General features: G+C 48.0%; 19 protein-coding genes and 1 pseudogene. 16 read left to right on the forward strand and 4 right to left on the reverse strand.

Annotated features, from left to right (window positions below):
* Nucleotides 1–97 precede the first annotated feature (97 nt).
* A pseudogene (locus ACGF49_RS22595) lies at nucleotides 98–253 on the reverse strand (transposase family protein); the annotation flags it as partial.
* A gap of 501 nt (nucleotides 254–754) precedes the next feature.
* Between ACGF49_RS22595 and ACGF49_RS22600 the strand changes: the two are divergent.
* From ACGF49_RS22600 to ACGF49_RS22665, 14 genes are read left to right on the forward strand one after another with little or no spacing between them, the layout of a single operon-like run.
* Nucleotides 755–1,081: an RAQPRD family integrative conjugative element protein gene (locus ACGF49_RS22600; RefSeq protein WP_041379956.1), complete on the forward strand. Its 327-nt coding sequence runs from the start codon at nucleotides 755–757 to the stop codon at nucleotides 1,079–1,081.
* The gene (locus tag ACGF49_RS22605; protein ID WP_011145430.1) at nucleotides 1,078–1,314 is read left to right on the forward strand and encodes a TIGR03758 family integrating conjugative element protein; all 237 of its coding nucleotides are present in this window, start codon (nucleotides 1,078–1,080) and stop codon (nucleotides 1,312–1,314) included. Before ACGF49_RS22600 ends, ACGF49_RS22605 begins: the two co-directional genes overlap by 4 nt.
* Before the next feature lie 39 nt (nucleotides 1,315–1,353).
* Entirely contained in the window at nucleotides 1,354–1,740 is a 387-nt protein-coding gene (locus ACGF49_RS22610; RefSeq protein WP_228900673.1) for a TIGR03745 family integrating conjugative element membrane protein, read from the forward strand.
* Nucleotides 1,741–1,758: 18 nt separating this feature from the next.
* A complete protein-coding gene (locus ACGF49_RS22615; protein ID WP_011145432.1) occupies nucleotides 1,759–2,136 on the forward strand; it encodes a TIGR03750 family conjugal transfer protein in 378 nt (125 codons plus the stop codon).
* Nucleotides 2,133–2,789: a PFL_4703 family integrating conjugative element protein gene (locus ACGF49_RS22620; protein WP_271859771.1), complete on the forward strand. Its 657-nt coding sequence runs from the start codon at nucleotides 2,133–2,135 to the stop codon at nucleotides 2,787–2,789. Before ACGF49_RS22615 ends, ACGF49_RS22620 begins: the two co-directional genes overlap by 4 nt.
* 59 nt (nucleotides 2,790–2,848) lie before the next feature.
* The gene (locus ACGF49_RS22625) at nucleotides 2,849–3,709 is read left to right on the forward strand and encodes a TIGR03749 family integrating conjugative element protein (protein WP_387492915.1); all 861 of its coding nucleotides are present in this window, start codon (nucleotides 2,849–2,851) and stop codon (nucleotides 3,707–3,709) included.
* Nucleotides 3,699–5,177, forward strand: coding sequence for a TIGR03752 family integrating conjugative element protein (locus tag ACGF49_RS22630; RefSeq protein ID WP_271859770.1), 1,479 nt, complete (start codon nucleotides 3,699–3,701; stop codon nucleotides 5,175–5,177). Before ACGF49_RS22625 ends, ACGF49_RS22630 begins: the two co-directional genes overlap by 11 nt.
* On the forward strand, nucleotides 5,164–5,622 hold the full coding sequence (locus ACGF49_RS22635; protein WP_387492904.1) for a TIGR03751 family conjugal transfer lipoprotein: 459 nt from the start codon (nucleotides 5,164–5,166) through the stop codon (nucleotides 5,620–5,622). Before ACGF49_RS22630 ends, ACGF49_RS22635 begins: the two co-directional genes overlap by 14 nt.
* On the forward strand, nucleotides 5,622–8,468 hold the full coding sequence (locus tag ACGF49_RS22640) for a conjugative transfer ATPase (protein ID WP_387492906.1): 2,847 nt from the start codon (nucleotides 5,622–5,624) through the stop codon (nucleotides 8,466–8,468). The genes ACGF49_RS22635 and ACGF49_RS22640 overlap by 1 nt, the downstream gene beginning before the upstream one ends.
* Entirely contained in the window at nucleotides 8,465–8,875 is a 411-nt protein-coding gene (locus ACGF49_RS22645) for a TIGR03757 family integrating conjugative element protein (protein WP_228939710.1), read from the forward strand. The genes ACGF49_RS22640 and ACGF49_RS22645 overlap by 4 nt, the downstream gene beginning before the upstream one ends.
* Before the next feature lie 53 nt (nucleotides 8,876–8,928).
* Entirely contained in the window at nucleotides 8,929–9,870 is a 942-nt protein-coding gene (locus tag ACGF49_RS22650) for a TIGR03756 family integrating conjugative element protein (RefSeq protein WP_228939726.1), read from the forward strand.
* Nucleotides 9,871–9,930: 60 nt separating this feature from the next.
* The gene (locus tag ACGF49_RS22655; protein WP_228939727.1) at nucleotides 9,931–11,313 is read left to right on the forward strand and encodes an integrating conjugative element protein; all 1,383 of its coding nucleotides are present in this window, start codon (nucleotides 9,931–9,933) and stop codon (nucleotides 11,311–11,313) included.
* Between the two features lie 2 nt (nucleotides 11,314–11,315).
* Entirely contained in the window at nucleotides 11,316–11,687 is a 372-nt protein-coding gene (locus tag ACGF49_RS22660; protein WP_113044266.1) for a hypothetical protein, read from the forward strand.
* Nucleotides 11,684–13,189 (forward strand): conjugal transfer protein TraG N-terminal domain-containing protein, encoded by a 1,506-nt coding sequence (locus tag ACGF49_RS22665; protein WP_113044267.1) that lies wholly within the window; start codon nucleotides 11,684–11,686, stop codon nucleotides 13,187–13,189. The genes ACGF49_RS22660 and ACGF49_RS22665 overlap by 4 nt, the downstream gene beginning before the upstream one ends.
* 52 nt (nucleotides 13,190–13,241) lie before the next feature.
* Here ACGF49_RS22665 and ACGF49_RS22670 read toward each other — a convergent pair whose 3' ends face one another.
* Together ACGF49_RS22670 and ACGF49_RS22675 are read right to left on the reverse strand one after the other, a co-directional pair.
* Nucleotides 13,242–13,637, reverse strand: a complete 396-nt coding sequence (locus ACGF49_RS22670) for a hypothetical protein (protein WP_113044268.1) — start codon at nucleotides 13,635–13,637, stop codon at nucleotides 13,242–13,244.
* A 544-nt stretch (nucleotides 13,638–14,181) separates the two neighbouring features.
* Nucleotides 14,182–15,135 carry an Abi family protein gene (locus tag ACGF49_RS22675; protein WP_113044269.1) on the reverse strand — a complete coding sequence of 318 codons (954 nt, stop codon included), beginning with the start codon at nucleotides 15,133–15,135 and terminating at the stop codon, nucleotides 14,182–14,184.
* A gap of 167 nt (nucleotides 15,136–15,302) precedes the next feature.
* Between ACGF49_RS22675 and ACGF49_RS22680 the strand changes: the two genes are divergently transcribed.
* Both ACGF49_RS22680 and ACGF49_RS22685 read left to right on the forward strand, forming a co-directional pair.
* The gene (locus ACGF49_RS22680) at nucleotides 15,303–15,434 is read left to right on the forward strand and encodes a hypothetical protein (protein WP_262405196.1); all 132 of its coding nucleotides are present in this window, start codon (nucleotides 15,303–15,305) and stop codon (nucleotides 15,432–15,434) included.
* Between the two features lie 212 nt (nucleotides 15,435–15,646).
* Nucleotides 15,647–15,793 (forward strand): hypothetical protein, encoded by a 147-nt coding sequence (locus tag ACGF49_RS22685; protein WP_158536626.1) that lies wholly within the window; start codon nucleotides 15,647–15,649, stop codon nucleotides 15,791–15,793.
* 256 nt (nucleotides 15,794–16,049) lie between these two features.
* Here ACGF49_RS22685 and ACGF49_RS22690 read toward each other — a convergent pair whose 3' ends face one another.
* Complete coding sequence (locus ACGF49_RS22690) at nucleotides 16,050–16,628, reverse strand: helix-turn-helix domain-containing protein (protein ID WP_113044270.1); 579 nt, start codon at nucleotides 16,626–16,628, stop codon at nucleotides 16,050–16,052.
* Nucleotides 16,629–16,895 lie beyond the last annotated feature (267 nt).

Raw genomic sequence — 16,895 nt, forward strand, 5'->3', positions numbered from 1 at the left:
AGGGTCTGGTTCGGATTCATGGGCGAGTATTAAAAAGAAAAATAAGGAGAATGAGATCATATAATTACGGTTCATTCAAGGGGGGGGTAAAAAAGTATGCTCGCGCCCTGCCAAATTCCTGAATCGATTTCCAGCCAGAAGCGCCGCATAATACAGCGGAGAAGGCTAAAAAAATCACATCCATTAGCTCATGTTTTTTATTGATGTCAGAACGGGGGTCTTCTATCTTGCTGATAAAATTAAAAATACTCATTATTAGGATCGCTTTTTTATGGAAGAGAGAGATCTTAACGTTTTAATGAGAGAAATGCCTATAAAAAGTCATATTCTGATTTTTATTTAACCAAAATAACCTTATTAAAAATGTGAGATCTCACCCTGATTGGTTTGATGAGTGTTAAATAATTCCTCTAATTTAATATCGACTAATAGTACCTCTAATACACCATTTAATTACAGTTTTTGATGTCGGATTGTACTTATTAGTCGAATCCGCCTACAGAAAATATTATCTATAAAGTTTGAATAAACGAACGCTTAATGATCTGTTATACCACTTAACTCCTTTGTTGTATTAGAAAGCATCAATTATCAATTCTATTATCTTATCAACCAGATGAGAGGGAGATAGTTTTATACCCTAAGTTCAGATATTCAAAATTTTTAAAATCAGATAAACAATTATTCACTGTAATCGTTACTCTTTTTCGTCACTCTGTTGATGTATATATCTACGCAGATTTAGGGTAATGCTATGGTTTATTTCCGTTTATTTTCCCATAGTCTTTTTGTCCTGACGATACTAATGAGTTGGCCTGTGCTGGCTGGGGAAAAAGATGAGCTGGCCACCACACTCAAACAGCTTGACCAGGTGCAGGCCAGTTTGGAGCGTGCCCGGGTTTTGGCCATTCAGGAGGGTCAGGCAGACCGTTTTTATTTTGATTATCTACGTGCTAACCGGGACCTCAATATTGTCCGTGAAGGCATTAACCGCTATCTGACCCCCTCCCGTGCACAGCCCGGGATTTCTGCGGCTGCGCTGGATGTGACCGGTCAGTATCGTCAGGAGCGAATACGGTGAACGAGGTTCAACGCAATGCATTCAGGGCGGCTTCCGGCAATCTCGATCCTCATGTGATGCAATTTCTCTGTATCGGTTTACTGATAGCGGTGCTATTTCTCTGGGCCGCATGGGGAATGGTAGACGTCTGGCAGGGCTGGGCCAATGAAAAGGTCCGTGAAGCGGCGATGAACCGTTTTGTCATTCGTGTGGCGTTGTTGCTGGTGATGGCTATCTGGATGTTTGCCAGCTAATCGGTTTTTTAACCTGTAATGGAAAAAAGGGAAAAGGAAATGGATCTGTTAAACCGGGGATGTCAGTCACTGTTCCGCCTGTTTGCCCGTATCAATACCTGTGCAGTGTCACTCAGTGTGCTGGCTTATCTGGTTTGTCAACCCGTGACAGCGGCATTGCCAACGGTTGAACCGCCTTCCAGCGGGAATGGCGGCGGCATTTTTAACACCGTCAAAGGTTACTTGCAGGACGGCATCGTGATAGGCGGGCTGGTCGTTGCCGCGATCGCGTTTATCAATGTGGCGACCGCGGCAATCCATACGTTTTCTGAAGTTCGCAGTGACAGAGCTTCCTGGACTAAATTTGGCGCGATTGTGGTGGTTGGCGTGGTGCTGTTAGTGGCGGTTATCTGGCTGCTGGGAAAATCGACGTCCATTCTCTTTTAACCCCAGGAAAGCGTCAGTATGGTTCAGACTATTCGTTTTTTACCTGACCGTCTTAACGCCGAACCTGTCGTGTTCCGGGGATTTACTACCCCAGAACTGGGCTGGACGGCATTAACGGGATTGATAGCTGGCGCGGTCATTGGCTTGTTACTGGCATCGGTAACGGGGTGGGTGATGATACCGACGGCGGCACTGATTGCGCCGTTGTTATTGATTGCCTTTGGCGGCAAATACCTGGCCCGGATGAAACGCGGTAAACCGGCGCATTATCTCTATCGACGGCTGGAGGTTAAAAAGCGGTGCTGGGGTCTGGGTGACCCGTTACTGATTATCACCTCACAACGCTGGTCATTGCGCCGCCGTCACCGGGTAATGACCCGAATGGGGCGGTTATGAGCCGTTTTCGTCATGCAATTCAAGATCGGGACCAGCATATCCTGACGTTACGTGCGGCCTGTGGTGTGCTGGTTTTGTTGTTGTTACTGAGTCTGAGTGGCTGGCTGATGGCGCCGAGAGCGTTAACCATTTATACGCCGCCGGATGTCCGCAGTGGCAGTACCCGCCCGTGGTGGCAAGTGCCTGTCTCCCAGGTCTATGCCTTTGGCTTTTATATTTTTCAGCAACTGAATGCCTGGCCGAAAGACGGGGAAGTCGATTATCCAGCGAAAATAGCCGCGCTTTCTCCTTATCTGACTCCCTCCTGTCAGGTGTTTCTGGAACAGGATGCTCAAAACCGGTCGCAAGTGGGTGAGTTAAAAGATCGCGTGCGGGTGGTGTATGAAATTCCGGAACGGGGCTTTCGTGACAGCAATGTGATGGTAAAAGACCGGGATAACTGGGTTATCCGGTTAGATTTAGTGGCCGATGAATATTTTCACGCTGAGCCGGTCAAACGGGCACTGGTGCGTTACTCGCTTAAAGTCACCCGCTGGCAAGGGGATGCAGAGCGTAACCCGTTTGGCCTGGCACTGGATTGTTATGACAGCACACCGCAACGGCTGGAAGCAGCATCGCCGCCGGCACCGGCGAAAAAGGGGATATTCCAGTGAAAAAACAGGTACTCGTCGAGTTATTGGCATTGACTGCATTATTATTCGCCGGGTTGGTGATGGTTTCACCCGTTGAGGCCGTGGAGTTGATGAAGTGGGAGCGTATCCCGCTGCCGGTTGCCCTGCATGTTGGACAGGAGCGGGTGGTTTTTGTAGATAAAAATGTCCGAGTCGGTTTTCCGGGTGCGCTGAATGGCAAATTGCGGATACAAAGCACCGGTGGTGCAGTGTATCTGTATCCGAGTGAAACGTTTACCCAGACCCGACTGCAACTTCAGGATGTGGAAAGTAGTGAAGTGATTTTACTGGATGTGACCGCTACACATGGAAAAGATCCCCTTGAGCCGGTTCGTGTGGTGTACCACGGGGACGTGATTACGTTGACGGACGACCATCAGATTCATCATGGTGCCAAAGGGGATAACACGTCAGCAACGTCTCCCTCTCTTGCCGGTGAACGTCAGGCCGCCCGGCGTCAAAAACCGTCCTATACGGCTCCGCTGCCGGTGGTCCTGACCCGTTATGCTGCGCAGAGTCTGTATGCGCCGTTGCGTACAGTAGAAGCTGTTCCCGGCATTCACCCGGTATCATTGGCATTGTCGCCCCGATTGACCACATTGTATCCCTCTGCGCCGGTAATAGTTTCCCCGTTAGGGGGCTGGGGTGTGGATAACCTCACTGTGGTAGCGCTGAAAGTGCGTAATACCCACCGTGAGAACGTAGTGCTTGATCCACGCAGGTTGCAGGGGCAATTCATAGCAGCGACCTTTCAGCATCGTTGGTTGGGACCGTCAGGTACGCCGGAAGACACGACTACCGTTTATTTGGTGGTGAAAGGTCGGCCTGACCGTGCCTTTCTGCCTGAACCGGTGAGGTCAAAAACGCCCATGAAGCGACAAGGAAATCCCCATGCAAATTAAGTCAAACGGTCTGGTGAAGTGGGTCGTGCCTGCTTTTGTTATTGCGGGGCTGGTCGTGGGGATCAAGAGTTGTCGGCAATCAGAGACGCCTGTCAGCCAGACAGTGAGTCATCAGGCTTTGGCGGAACTGTCTTCCGGGGAGCTGCGGGCATTGGGGATTGAGGGAGATACCCCGGAAGACACGTTGCGTACCCTGATTGGAGCTTTGCGCAGTATCCGTGTTCAGCAGGCGGCGCTGGAAAAACAAAACGCACAATTACTGGCGGACAATGAGAAATGGCGAAACGGGAGTCAGCGCATGACTGACCAGATTAACCAGGCGGTAGCGGGTTCCCGTGAGGAAACAGAAAAGCAACAGCAGGTATTGAAAGCGGAGCAGCAAACGCTGTTCAGCCGACTTGACCAGTTGACCCGTCAGTTAGGCAATAAAAGCATAAGTACACCCCCCCCTCTGGTTGAGCGTGATATTCCGCTGGGATTAGGATTGGACGATACCGGCCAAAATACGGCCTCAGGGGGGGGCCGGTTGGTCTGGATTAGTCCACAGGATGGGTTACCGGTTGACTCACAGGTTGCAATGAGCGGGCAGCCAGCGGCTCCCCGTTTTCCCGTGTCATTTCTGGAAGACAATACATTGCGCCGTCAGAAAGTGGCATACGACGGTATGACTAAAAATCAGCGAGCCATTACCGAGGGTCATACAAACGAGGCTATCCGGCCCGTTTATACCCTGCCCGAAAATACGACGCTGGTCGGCAGCCAGGCGATGACCGCATTATTAGGCCGGGTGCCGGTGAATGACAAAGTCACTGACCCGTATCCTTTTAAGGTACTGATAGGTAAAGATAACTTGACTGCCAACGGCATTGAACTGCCGGACGTGGAAGGGGCGATTATTTCGGGTACGGCTACCGGTGACTGGACCTTGTCTTGCGTGCGCGGCAATGTTACCTCTTTCACCTTTGTCTTTGCAGACGGCACCGTCAGAACCGTGCCGAAATCGGATAATCGCATCGATGGCAGTCATCACGTTCAGGATAATCATGGCGGCAGTATCGGCTGGTTGTCTGACGATAACGGTATTCCGTGTATCAGCGGGACACGAAAATCCAATGCAGCCAGTTACTTGTCAACCTTATTTGCTCTTTCTGGTGGTACAGCAGCCGGTGATGTGCTGTCACAGAGCCAGCTTACCACCCAGACTAACGGTTATGGCGGCGCGACGTCATCACTGACCGGGGATGCCGGTAAAGCGGTTTTGGGGCAAGCGGCTGCCGGAGGATTTAAAGCCGTGTCGGAATGGGTCAAAGCCCGTTACGGCCAAACCTTTGATGCCGTCTACGTGCCGCCGGGAGCCAGCGTGGCGGTACATATTACCCAACAAATCCCCATTGATTACGACACACAGGGGCGCAAGGTGAAATACCCCTTTAGCCTGGAACAGGAGAACAGCGATGGGCTGGACTGAGAAAGTGAATATCTGTGGAGCCGGTATGTGCAGCGTCAGATTGAAATCAGGTTGTTGGGTTTGCCTGCTCGTAGTGACGACGATCCTGACCGGTTGCAGCACGTCCAAAGAGGACATGTTGCCATCGGGAGATCAGACTATGCTGGCATTGTGGCAGGGAAAGGCCGCGTCGTCACAGATCACGCTGGAAGCCCGTCAGGTGCTGCGCCGGGGGCTCAATGAACAGGAGCAGCAAATTTCGACTGACTATGCTGAAAGTTATAGTCGTACACAGGAAAATGAAATCAGTCAAACCTTCCCACGGCTACCCAATCCGGACATGGTGATGTATCTCTTTCCCCATTTGGTGGCGGGAAATTCGCCTGTGCCGGGATACAGCACGGTGTTTTCGTTTTACAGTCAGGTGCAGTATGCCCTGCCGGGTGAGCGGACGGTGGCATTGTGATGTGGACGTGGTTAAATAAAGTCCGCCTGCGTAAAGCGGACAACCTATCGCCTTCTTCCTGCGTGATCGGGCGTGAACTTGTAAAGCGGCCCGGCAAAATGACGCACGTTGATGAAGCGGTACTGTATAACCCTTCACCGTCTATCATTGATTATTTGCCCTGGGCAGAATACCTGGACGAGGAAAAGTGTCTGTTGCTGGATGACGGTCTGTCAGTCGGGGCGGTTTATACCGTCTCTCCGGTCTCGACAGAAGGACGCCCTGCTGCCCGTCTGGAAGAGATCCGTGACCAGGTGGAGGATGCGTTGCAGGACAGCCTGGAGGAAGAGGATACTTCTCCCTGGGTGGTGCAGTTTTTTTGTCAGGATGAAGATGACTCGTCGTCATCGTTGACGCAGCTTCGTCAATATATCAAGCCCTGGGCACAGGGCACAGCCTTTACCGAAACGTGGCTGGCTGAGACTGAACGACATTTGCGGGGTATTGCCCGGCCTGAAGGGCTGTTTAACGACACATTGGTCACCGGTCAACCTTGGAGAGGGCAGCAACGCCGTACCCGAATGGTCGTTTATCGCTGGGTCCCGGCAGGCCAGAAGGATGCTCTGTCACCGGCAGCGTTGCTTAATCAGGTCTGTAACCGACTGACGGCCTCGCTGGCCAGCGCCGGCATTTTGTGTGAACGACAAGATGGCGAACAGGTTCATCATTGGTTACTGCGGTTATTCAATCCCGCTCCAGACTGGATTGATAAAGCGACGCTATATTGGGAGGCCCGCTACGCGGCCTGGCAGGCGGGTGAATTGCGTCCGGATAATGACTTCACGGAAACCTTGTGGTTTACCCCGCCGCGTTCTGACGTGAAAAACGGTGTCTGGTGGTTTGATAATATTGCTCATCGGGCGGTACCGGTTGAACGGCTGCGTCGCCCCCCAGAACCGGGAGCGCTGACCGGTGAAATGGTCCGGGGTGAACATATCAATGCGCTGATGGATTTATTACCGTCAGGTACTCTTGTTTCATTGACCATTGTCATACAGGCGCAGGATACACTGGAGCGGGATTTCGACCGATTGTCAAAAAATGCAATGGGAGAAAATACTGAATCAGGGCGAGTGCGTGCAGACGTAAAAGAAGCTAAGGCGCATATGGGGCTGAGACATAAACTGTGCCGTTCTGCACTGACTTTTTTGTTACAGGGGGCTGATGTTGACGATTTGAACCGTCGGCATCAGCAACTGGTCGCAACCCTGTTGGTCTCGGGGTTGCAGCCGGTCAAACCCGAATGCGACGTCGCGCCGTTAAACGGCTATCTGCGTGCCTTACCGATGTGTTTTAACCCGCAACGAGACAAGCATCACTGGTATACCCGGTTGACTTGGATGCAGCATGTGGCCGGGTTGTTGCCAGTGACAGGGCGAGCAACGGGTACAGGTAACCCGGGTCTTAGCTTTTTTAACCGGGGAGGTGATGTGCTGACCTTTGATCCGCAAAATAAACATGACCGTACCCAGAATGCGCATCTGTTGCTGTTCGGGCCGACCGGGGCGGGGAAGTCGGCTACGCTTTGTGCGAGCCTGTCGCAGCTGATGGCGGTGCACCGTCCCCGGTTATTTGTGGCGGAAGCGGGCAACAGTTTTGGGTTGTTTGCCGATTACTGTCAACGTCTGGGGCTGAGTGTCAACAAAATCAGCATTAAACCGGGCTGTGGTGTCAGTCTGGCGCTGTTTGCTGATGCTCACCAATTGCTTCAAATGGCATCTTCTCAGCTGGATTTGGCGGGTGAAAAGCCGGCAGAGGAAATTGAAGACGACGGGGACGATGAGCAGCGCGATATTCTGGGTGAAATGGAAATTGCCGCCCGCATGATGATCACCGGCGGGGAGAAGAAGGAAGAAGAACGTCTGACGCGGGCGGATCGGGGCATGATCCGCGAAGCTATCATGATGGCGGCAAAAGCGAGTGCTGACGATGGCCGACAGATGATAGCGGAAGATCTGCAAAAGGCATTGTCTGTAATTGCCCGGGACAGCCGGCGGGATGAACAGGGGCGATCATTACGTACCGAACAGCGTCGTGCCCGTGCCGAAGAGATGGCGGGGGCGATGTCAATGTTCACCAGTGGTTTTGAGGGGGAATTGTTTAATCGTCCGGGAACTCCGTGGCCAGAAGCCGATGTGACGCTGATTGACCTCGGTACGTTGGCGCGTGAAGGGTATGGTGCCCAGATGTCGCTGGCGATGGTGTCTCTGGTCAATACCCTCAACAATATGGCGGAGCGTGACCAGTTTGAGGACCGGGAGATTAATTTTGTGGTGGATGAGGCGCATATATTGACCACTAATCCGCTGTTGTCGCCCTACATGACCAAAGTGGTCAAGATGTGGCGAAAACTGGGCGCTTGGTTGTGGCTGGCTACTCAGAATTTGGCGGACTATCCGGATAGTGCGGAGAAAATGCTCAATATGGCGGAGTGGTGGTTGTGTCTGACAATGCCGCCGGATGAAGTTGAGCAGATAGCGCGTTTTAAAAAGCTGTCTGAAGAACAAAAATCGGTGTTGCTGTCAGCCAGCAAACTCCCGGGCTGCTACACCGAAGGCGTGGTGTTGTCGAAAAAAGTGGAGGCGTTGTTTCGGGTGGTGCCGCCCAGTGTCTATCTGGCGCTGGGTATGACGGAGAAAGAGGAAAAGGCAGAGCGCAGGGCGATTATGAAAGCGCTTCATTGCAGCGAATTGGATGCCGCCTTTGTTGTGGCGCGCAGGCTGGACCGTGCTCGTGGTCTGATATCTGAGAAAGAGGCGGATGTGCGTGATGAGGATCTCTTAGCCATGCAGGAGTGTAGGCTATGAATATCAGGGTATTCTGGACGCTTTTGCCGTTGTTAATGCCGGTATCCGTGTTTGCCAGCACAGTGATATATACCGACACAAGCCATCCACCGCGCAATGCTGATCAACGTGTCCGGGTTGTGTACCTTGATGGGGCCGAACAGCTGCAAGCACAACTGTTCGGTCAGTTATCGGCTGATCCTCAACAGGCAGCCAAACAGGCCCGTCAGATTTTGCAGTCTTCATCATGGCATCAACAGGGACAACATATCAGTCAGGCTTACCAGGGGGTACTGGATGCCTGGACTCTGGGCCTTAAGAAGTTCCCGGCAGTGGTTTTTGATGATGATTCTGTTGTGTACGGAACGACAGACGTCAGACAGGCCCGGTTACTTTGGGATACCTATCAGCGGGAAAAACAGCCATGAAGTCTCCGGATTTACCGTCATTAACATGGCATTCCCGGCTGAAAAAGTGCGGTATGGTCCTGATGCTAACGGTTGTTCTGGCGCCCGTGGCCGTTGCCAGTGTGAATACGGCTCAGATTGTGGCCAGTGCCGCGTCGGTATCGTGCATCAGTTGGCGGATAAAAGGTCTCTGTTACTGGCTGCTGTGTTCTCCCTGGGGGTGCAAAGTGCGTACCTCGATAAAAGTTGAGCATTTTACTCCTCAGGCCGTGGTCTCCGTCTATAACGCGCCTGGCGGTAATCCCTGGAGAGAAATGTCTCTGGTCAGCCAGACTGTTGACGGCGTGGAAAATGCCGTAACGAGAGCACTTTCCGGGATAGCCGTGGGGGGCGGTAATCATCAGCTGAAAATCCCAGGCAACCGGAAAAACAATCTGCATTTTAAATATGCCGATGCGATTGGGCATCCAGCAACTGCCATGATGGGCGGAAAAATTTCGGGGTATGCGTGTAAAAGTGCCGCCACGCCTTTTATGCCTTACTTTTTGAGTACTCTGGACAGCTTGGTTTGGCGGTCCGGTGTGCCAGAGTCGTTTTATCCCGAGGCGCTTATTCCTGGTAAACGTGAGCTGGGGGATTCGTTTCGGGGCAATATGTGGGGCAATATTTATCCGCGAAGCGGGTTTGTGACACAACAGGATGATAATAAAGCGGCTGCGGTAGTAGCGCAACGGGTAGCAGACATTATCACCCATACTGGGCAGGGGCATGTTTATCAACCCCTGCAAGGGAACCGTAAACAGGGTTACTGGCCACCCGGCGAAGTAGTTGAGAATACGGGTAGCCAAAATCATCAATGGCAACGTTTAGCGCCGAAAATGAGCTCATCTTGTGCTGTTTTTCCGGATAACAGCGGGGAAGCGGCAAAGGACGGGAATTATGTCTTTGCATTGTGGCAACCCTACAGTTGTTGTCAGCGGCGTGGACAGACTTTTCTTTACAGTACCGATTTTTGAGACTGGGATCATGGGATGAGACAACGATTATTTTTGCCTGTATTGATATCACTGGCGTTTATGACTGTTCCTGTTGTTCAGGCGGCAGGTTTTGCCATTGCGGACAGCCCGATAGGTTACGGGAAAAGCCTGAATGGGACGGTATCGGATAAGCTGTTTTACAACATAGGTGGCGGATCAGTGATATCGCAGCCGGCGACCCGCAGTCATCTGCAACATCTGGGCGGATTAAACCTCGGTTGGAGCAGTGACCTGATGTGCGGTAACTTTGATTTGAAAACGACGGTAGGGAATCAGCTTAATGGCCTGACTTCGGGGTTTAAAAACCTGATGGGGGAAGTGATACAAGGGGCTACTGGGGCCGTAGCCAGTTTACCCGCAATGGTTATCCAGCGTGCTAATCCCGGATTATATGAAATGCTGACCAACGGGGTGTTACAGGCAGGTATTGCGTTCGACAAATCACAACTGAGTTGCCAGAACATGTCACAGCGTATGATGGATTTCTCGGATAGCAGTAAATGGACTAAAGCGGCGTTGATGGAGGAATATAAAACGTTGGTGAATACCGGTAATGGTGATGCGGTTGGCACGACACAAAAAATGGAGGTTGCGGACGGTACACAAGGTTCAAATTGGATTGGGGGTGAAAAACGGGGAGGAAAAGGGCAGAAAGCCATTCAGCCCATCCGGGATCTGGCAAAAGCCGGCTTCAATATGATGAACAACCTGCCGGCGAATAGCCATGCCAATGTCAACCGCACACAATGTAATGGCGCTGCTTGCCAGAAATTCAAGAACAGTGAAGAAGCCGCAGACGCGGTCATCAAGGTGTTAGGTGATCGTTCGGTTCGTACCTGTACTGACAGTCGTCAGTGTACCAGTGGGGGTACCAAAGACCAGCCGGGTGCAAGTGTCGCTGGGACGGGGTTTGCACCGATGCTGGAAGAGGCGACCAGGACCAACATTGAGCAATTGATGAAACTGGTCAGCGGGGAAAATGCGCCTACCATAGTCAATCTGGCAAAACTCAAAACAGGTAGCCTGATGGTGACTCGCGGGGTTATCCAGGCTCTGAAACGTGATCCGGACAGTGGGGCTTTGGTGAGTCGGTTGGCCAGTGAGTTGGCGATGGCCGACACCGTTGAGACTGCGCTCACTATGCGACGAATGTTGATGACCGGCCAGGCAGAACCGAATGCTTCCGCTCAGGCGCAGGCTATGGCAGAGAGTGATCGTCGCATTGCGACACTGGACAGAGAAATTACTGCCCTGAAGAATGAAATGGAGTTGCGCCGGGCGATTGCACAAAATACCGCACTGACCACGCTTGAGCGTGAACAAAATCGAGTTGAAATGAATCTGCAACGGCAATCCACCGATAATACCGACAGTCGTATTCACACCTTGTCCGTGCCGCCGAAAGGGCGTGAAGGACAATAATGATGTCTGAGCAAAGTAAAATCCGGGTACCTACTGGCACTAAACAGAGGTTGATAATGGGACTGAAACGACATTTCAGACGGGGGTTAATCGTCACGTTGATGATGGGGGGCATGTTACTTGTTGCCGCAGCTGGCTTGGCGTATCCGTCTCAGTTCAATACCTTACAACATTGGATGTACACGACCCGTTACGGCTGGCTGGCCTGGCGATTGGCCATGTACAGTGTGATTGCCTGTTTCATGTGGCAGCTTTGGCGATCCCCATTGCCGTTAACACAGAAAGCGGCTCTGAAACGGATTGCACTCATTTCGCTGGGATTTGTGGGATGTTGTGAGTATGTCATGTTCTTCGTCTCCGGAGAGCAGTCATGACAACTTACAGCTATCTGGAATATTTTCTGACCCTGCTGGGCTGGATAGTGAATAACGGTTTGTGGAATGTGCTGTTGGCCACCGGGTTATTTGTGCTGCCGCTGACATTCAAAATGATAGGTATCTGGCTGAAAGTTCGGGAAGAAGGGGAGGATGAAGGAAATAAGGGCATGCTCTCAGTGACCCGGATTGAAAACACCCTGTATGGCGCTTTTCTGGTGATGATTGTTTGCTGTGTGCCGTTGGTCAATGTGAGTCTGAGTACCATTACGTATGATGACTCGCGGGCAAAAAGTTGCGGCACTTGGACACCGAAACCGGCTGAAACGGGTTATGCGTCCGTGATATCGTCGCTTGATGGTAAAACAGCGGCGGCTCCGGTTTGGTGGATACTGGTTCATCAGATTTCTAAAGGCGTCACTCAGGCTGCAATAGCTTCTATGCCCTGCCGTCCCGACCTGAGGCAACTGCGTTTTGAGGTCCAGCATACGCGAATTAATAATCCGGCTCTGGCTCAAATATTACAGGATTTCACCCATGACTGTTATGCGCTAGCAGTGTATCAGTGGAAACGTCGGGACGAAGGAAGAACCCGGGATGAAGCGGTATTACGGGATATTGAATGGTTAGGGTCAAAAACGTTTCTGAATAGTGCGGGTTATTATGATGTGCTTCAGTCAAAAACGCCTCGTTCGGATTTTCCCTGGAAACCGCATCGTGATGACGGTTTGGCTAATACGGGTCAGGGGGGATATCCGACCTGCAAAGAATGGTGGTCAGACAGTCAAGTAGGATTGGAAAAACGAGTGATGGCTCAGGTTGAGCCAGGCATGTGGTTTCGGTTATCGGCAGCATTGAAACTGATGGGCAAAGATACGTCAGAGTACAAAGAAGCGGTGATACGGCGTCTGGTGAGTCCGGCAAGCCTGACCGCATCTCAGGGGGGATATGTCTATGCAGGTTACGGGTGTAACGCGGATTTTACTCTGATGAATTCGGTGGGCCGGATAGCCTCATTGGGTGGGATGTCGCTGGGAAGCTTGGCGGCATTTCCGGCGTTTGATGCAATGCGCCAGGCATTACCAATGGTACAGGCTGTTATACTGATGGCGGTGACTATCATATTGCCCCTGATTATCGTATTTGCTGTCTACGAATATAAAACGGTCGTTACGCTGACTTTTATTGTGTTTGCGCTGAATTTTTTGACCTTCTGGTGGGAATTGGCACGCTGGTTGGACAGCGGGTTACTGGAGGCTTTGTACGGTTCGGATACGCATAGCCGCTGGAATATGGCCGGTTTTCAGAATAGCACAGACGATATCATTATGAGTTTTGTGATGGGGACGATGTTTATTGTGCTGCCGGCATTGTGGATGAGTGCTTTATCTTGGGCTGGAGTTAAAGTTGGTGGAGTAATAGAAAATGCAGGCAGCACAGCAACTAAGGATAGCAAGGCGGCTGGCAGTCAATTAGGTTCTAAGATATCTGGAAAGCTTTAATTGTTACTTAGTATAGCCTGATATGGATGACTGGATAGGGTTACACTTTATCTCAACAGTCATCCGATTCCCATGAATGTCTTTTATAAGTGTCTTTATCCCAATCTTGTTCCCATGAAAAACGTTCATAAGCAGCTTTTTGCTCACTTATATTTGAATTTTTTTTATTCCACATGTTTTGAGAAATTCCTAGTAATAATACAAAGGCCAGTATCACCATTATAGCTATAGCCAATGATCCAAATAGTAATGCAATAACTGAGCTGCCAACAAATAGATAAACTGGTAAATGTCCTATCCAATTGGGGAGATTGTATTTGTGGGCTTTGGTAACACAATGTGCATCCCAAGTACGTAAACGCTGGCGTAAATTACGATAAATCCTGGCAGCTTTTGCTCCCCGAATCTGAGCGCGCATTGTACGTTGTATGTCATTATGGTTAGTCATTGGGTAGTCTCTTGTTGAAACAATGTTCAGATAAATAATATGATTATTTTCTGGTTAGGTTAGCTAAAAGTCTGAGCGGCGTCTATGGTGTGAATTGTAAAACGAGTTGTGTGTTATGCACATTTGCACGGCTGATAAAGTTCATTCACCTGACCCCATCAAAGTGCCGGGTGAATGAAAGCAGTTGGTGAGCGGGGTTGGCGAACCAACATCAGCGGTGTAACTGTGTATAACGCTTATTTAACGAAAGATGGGTAGTCATATTTTTAATCATTATGACATATAAATAAAATTCCAAAATAGCGTTGCATCTTATACTACTCATAATTCTATGTATAACAATGGGTTGAAGAAACTCATGTGTAGCAGAATTATGAAACGTTATTTATAGGTACAAATTTTTTGGTTGGTAAGGTATGTGTAACTCAGCTTACCTTTTCGTTTGTCAAGTTAATATGGGATGTAAAGGATATTGTTTTAGTATTATTGGCAAATTTTAACCATGTATTAAGATATTTTTGCATCGCCAAAATATATGATAACTCTAAAGTTCCCAGAATGGATCTGTATTCCAGCTTTCTGGAAAACCAGCAGAATGTAACAGTGGTATTACTCTTGGGAATTCATGTGTTAAAGTGTGAATATCTTGGCCCACGTTTACGCCCAGTTTTAAGATTTTGCTTAAATGGTGAAGGGTTGCAAGAAAAACATAGATACGATTGTTATTAGTTGGAGGTATAGAAAGGTGTGGGATAATTTCTGCTGGGGCTCTTAAATTTGAATTCCAAAGACGATTATTATGTGCACATTTGTTTCTTACATCTCTTAATCCACTAATCCATCCAACCAGCGTTTCAAATTTTTTTACGCCAAATTCTTTGGCTAAATTGTTAAGGATGTTTTCTCGTTCTGATATTTGAAAACGACGTTTGTCCAAGCAATCGTAAATAACAAATATATTTCCCAATGTTGCTAATTCACCGATAATCCAAAAAGGGGGTAGGGATTTATAATTATCATTTTTCTCATTATAGTACTTTTCCTTATAATGAGTGGCATATTTTTCATTACAAGATGTAAATGAATTTGATAATTTTGAACGTAATAATTTTATTTTATTTGCTTTTTTATTAAAGAAGTTTTTATCGTCGAGATACCAAAATGGATCATCTGTATATTCTGATATAGTGTGATCTAGCCTACTACGAAATTTTATTTCGAGTCGAGAAATTATGCGAAATATGTAATTGCGTAATGATTCATCGAAACGATAAATATCAAGGCCGTTTTCAAAAAAAATGCCATCACGAAATTGCTTTTTTCCTTCTTCATCTTGATACATGAACTGGAATAGATAAATTTTAAAACGATAATAGCTGATAAATGATAATATGTGTTCGGCTAATGCTTTATCTTTGAAATTTAGCCCCTTTTCCTCTAAATCACTAATAAGGTCTATAGGTTTGCGATGCGACTTTGCGTAGGGGATATGAACCATGATTAAAATTCCATAAAAAAAGCCCGCTTACGTTCCCGGAGGAAGGTAGCGAGCGTTGTCAATACTTATGCTACCAGAGAAGAGAAAGATGTCAATAGCATATTGATGGTTTTTTGCCTTAACAGTAGGGTGTTTGACGCTATCTGTTTGTTGCTGTAGGATCCCTGTTGCTGATTGTGGCTATTGCTGCCAGCAACGTGCTAGGGTCACAGATGATGGAAATCATGCTGCTGATGCCGAAAGATATTTGGGGTAAACCCTTTGTGGAGAAATCAACAGGGGTTTTCTCGCTTTTTTAATTAAAAAGGCAAAAATTAGTATACGGAAATCCTATATACAGGCATTTGTTAGTACTATAATCAATCGTACATCTTTTTTGTCTCAACAGAAGGTATATTCATGAGACATGAGAAAGTTTTAAGTCATGTGGTTTCTCAGCATCGTGAACATCAGAAAAACACAGATTTTTGGTTTTTATAGCTGTAGTACTAAATGATGATAGGGGAAGGTTATGCAATCAAAACGCCGAATTTCTGAACTTAAGCAAATGTCCGTAAAAGAGCGCAAAATTGAAGGCATGCGTCGAGCTAAGGCTGCTTTTGATCTGGCTGAACGTACAGGTACGTTAACAAAGCGTCCTGTTATCGTTGAGTGCTGATTTATTCGTTAGATTGATAAAGCTTTGTCAATGACTTCCTTATTGAAGGATGGTGAGTTTTTAGGTTAGTTTGCCAAGTTCGTAATTACTCTTTGGGTGTTCTACCCAATTGATCCACACACTTAGTTCTCCGTGTTGCTTCTTAATGTGCTGCACATTTACTTAGTTATCCAGTTGGCTAAGTGAGAATTGAAAGGTATCGTCATTCTATACCTTGTGTTTACTCTACACTATTATGATCACTAATTGACGGTGTTTAATTTTTTTCTTGACTTATCAGTGTAGTAATGTAAAGCAAAATTTCTTTATCTGTTGATTCATTCCCAGCTAAAGCTATCTTTATTGCTTGTTTAAGAGTTTCTCTAATAGGCAATTCATTGATGGTATCTTCAATTGTAGATGTTTTGGTTTTAGGAGGTTCAGCAAGTATCCCTTCTATACCTTTGCGGTGAATTAGTCTTATTAATGCATCTACATCTTTATCTTCCAATGAATCTAAAATAGATTGCCATGCTGTGCTTCTTTCCGTTGAGCTTTTTAGTTGTTCATAAATGGTTGTGGTTTGATTGTGAGGTTGTAACTGATGATCACCAGTTGCAAGCCAATCTAGGGTGACACCTTCAATATCGCAGATTGATTGAGCTACATTGAGAGCAGGGATTGAGTCCCTTATGATGTAGTTATTCAGTGTTGAATACGATAATCCCCATTCTTTAGCTGCGGTTCTTACACTACGGCTGCCGATAAGATAAAGAAGTCTCTCCTTAAAGGTTTCTTTTTGGTCTTGTTCAAAAGAATCCATATTATGCTGTGCTTCCTTTCTCTTTTTAACCATATAACCACCTGAAAAAACAGATTTCCTGAAATTAATAAGTGAAATTATCTCAATTGAGTTAATATTTTCTTTTCAAGGTCTCAATTTAGATCTATACTATACTCTAGTACAAGTAATCCTATAAATAGGGGTAGCTTGCACTGGTAACCTTTTAGGGGGAACCTCTAAAAACTCTCAATACAAAAAATAAGATCAATTTTGCACTCACCAATAAATGACCTTATTGTGTATGACTTTTTCTTGCTTTTTCAGGGGAAAAAATAAACT

The sequence above is a fragment of the Photorhabdus sp. RM96S genome, assembly GCF_042879335.1.
Taxonomy (GTDB): Bacteria; Pseudomonadota; Gammaproteobacteria; order Enterobacterales; family Enterobacteriaceae; genus Photorhabdus; species Photorhabdus kayaii.

Bases quoted from the DNA above. Each gene is read 5' to 3' on its own strand.
- ACGF49_RS22665 (WP_113044267.1), top strand. From the start codon at position 11,684: ATGACAACTTACAGCTATCTGGAATATTTTCTGACCCTGCTGGGCTGG.
- ACGF49_RS22620 (WP_271859771.1), top strand. From the start codon at position 2,133: ATGAGCCGTTTTCGTCATGCAATTCAAGATCGGGACCAGCATATCCTG.
- ACGF49_RS22660 (WP_113044266.1), top strand. From the start codon at position 11,316: ATGTCTGAGCAAAGTAAAATCCGGGTACCTACTGGCACTAAACAGAGG.
- ACGF49_RS22650 (WP_228939726.1), top strand. From the start codon at position 8,929: ATGGTCCTGATGCTAACGGTTGTTCTGGCGCCCGTGGCCGTTGCCAGT.
- ACGF49_RS22685 (WP_158536626.1), top strand. From the start codon at position 15,647: ATGCAATCAAAACGCCGAATTTCTGAACTTAAGCAAATGTCCGTAAAA.
- ACGF49_RS22670 (WP_113044268.1), bottom strand. From the start codon at position 13,637: ATGACTAACCATAATGACATACAACGTACAATGCGCGCTCAGATTCGG.
- ACGF49_RS22610 (WP_228900673.1), top strand. From the start codon at position 1,354: ATGGATCTGTTAAACCGGGGATGTCAGTCACTGTTCCGCCTGTTTGCC.
- ACGF49_RS22675 (WP_113044269.1), bottom strand. From the start codon at position 15,135: ATGGTTCATATCCCCTACGCAAAGTCGCATCGCAAACCTATAGACCTT.
- ACGF49_RS22690 (WP_113044270.1), bottom strand. From the start codon at position 16,628: ATGGTTAAAAAGAGAAAGGAAGCACAGCATAATATGGATTCTTTTGAA.
- ACGF49_RS22600 (WP_041379956.1), top strand. From the start codon at position 755: ATGGTTTATTTCCGTTTATTTTCCCATAGTCTTTTTGTCCTGACGATA.
- ACGF49_RS22655 (WP_228939727.1), top strand. From the start codon at position 9,931: ATGACTGTTCCTGTTGTTCAGGCGGCAGGTTTTGCCATTGCGGACAGC.
- ACGF49_RS22645 (WP_228939710.1), top strand. From the start codon at position 8,465: ATGAATATCAGGGTATTCTGGACGCTTTTGCCGTTGTTAATGCCGGTA.
- ACGF49_RS22630 (WP_271859770.1), top strand. From the start codon at position 3,699: ATGCAAATTAAGTCAAACGGTCTGGTGAAGTGGGTCGTGCCTGCTTTT.
- ACGF49_RS22640 (WP_387492906.1), top strand. From the start codon at position 5,622: ATGTGGACGTGGTTAAATAAAGTCCGCCTGCGTAAAGCGGACAACCTA.
- ACGF49_RS22635 (WP_387492904.1), top strand. From the start codon at position 5,164: ATGGGCTGGACTGAGAAAGTGAATATCTGTGGAGCCGGTATGTGCAGC.
- ACGF49_RS22615 (WP_011145432.1), top strand. From the start codon at position 1,759: ATGGTTCAGACTATTCGTTTTTTACCTGACCGTCTTAACGCCGAACCT.
- ACGF49_RS22625 (WP_387492915.1), top strand. From the start codon at position 2,849: ATGGTTTCACCCGTTGAGGCCGTGGAGTTGATGAAGTGGGAGCGTATC.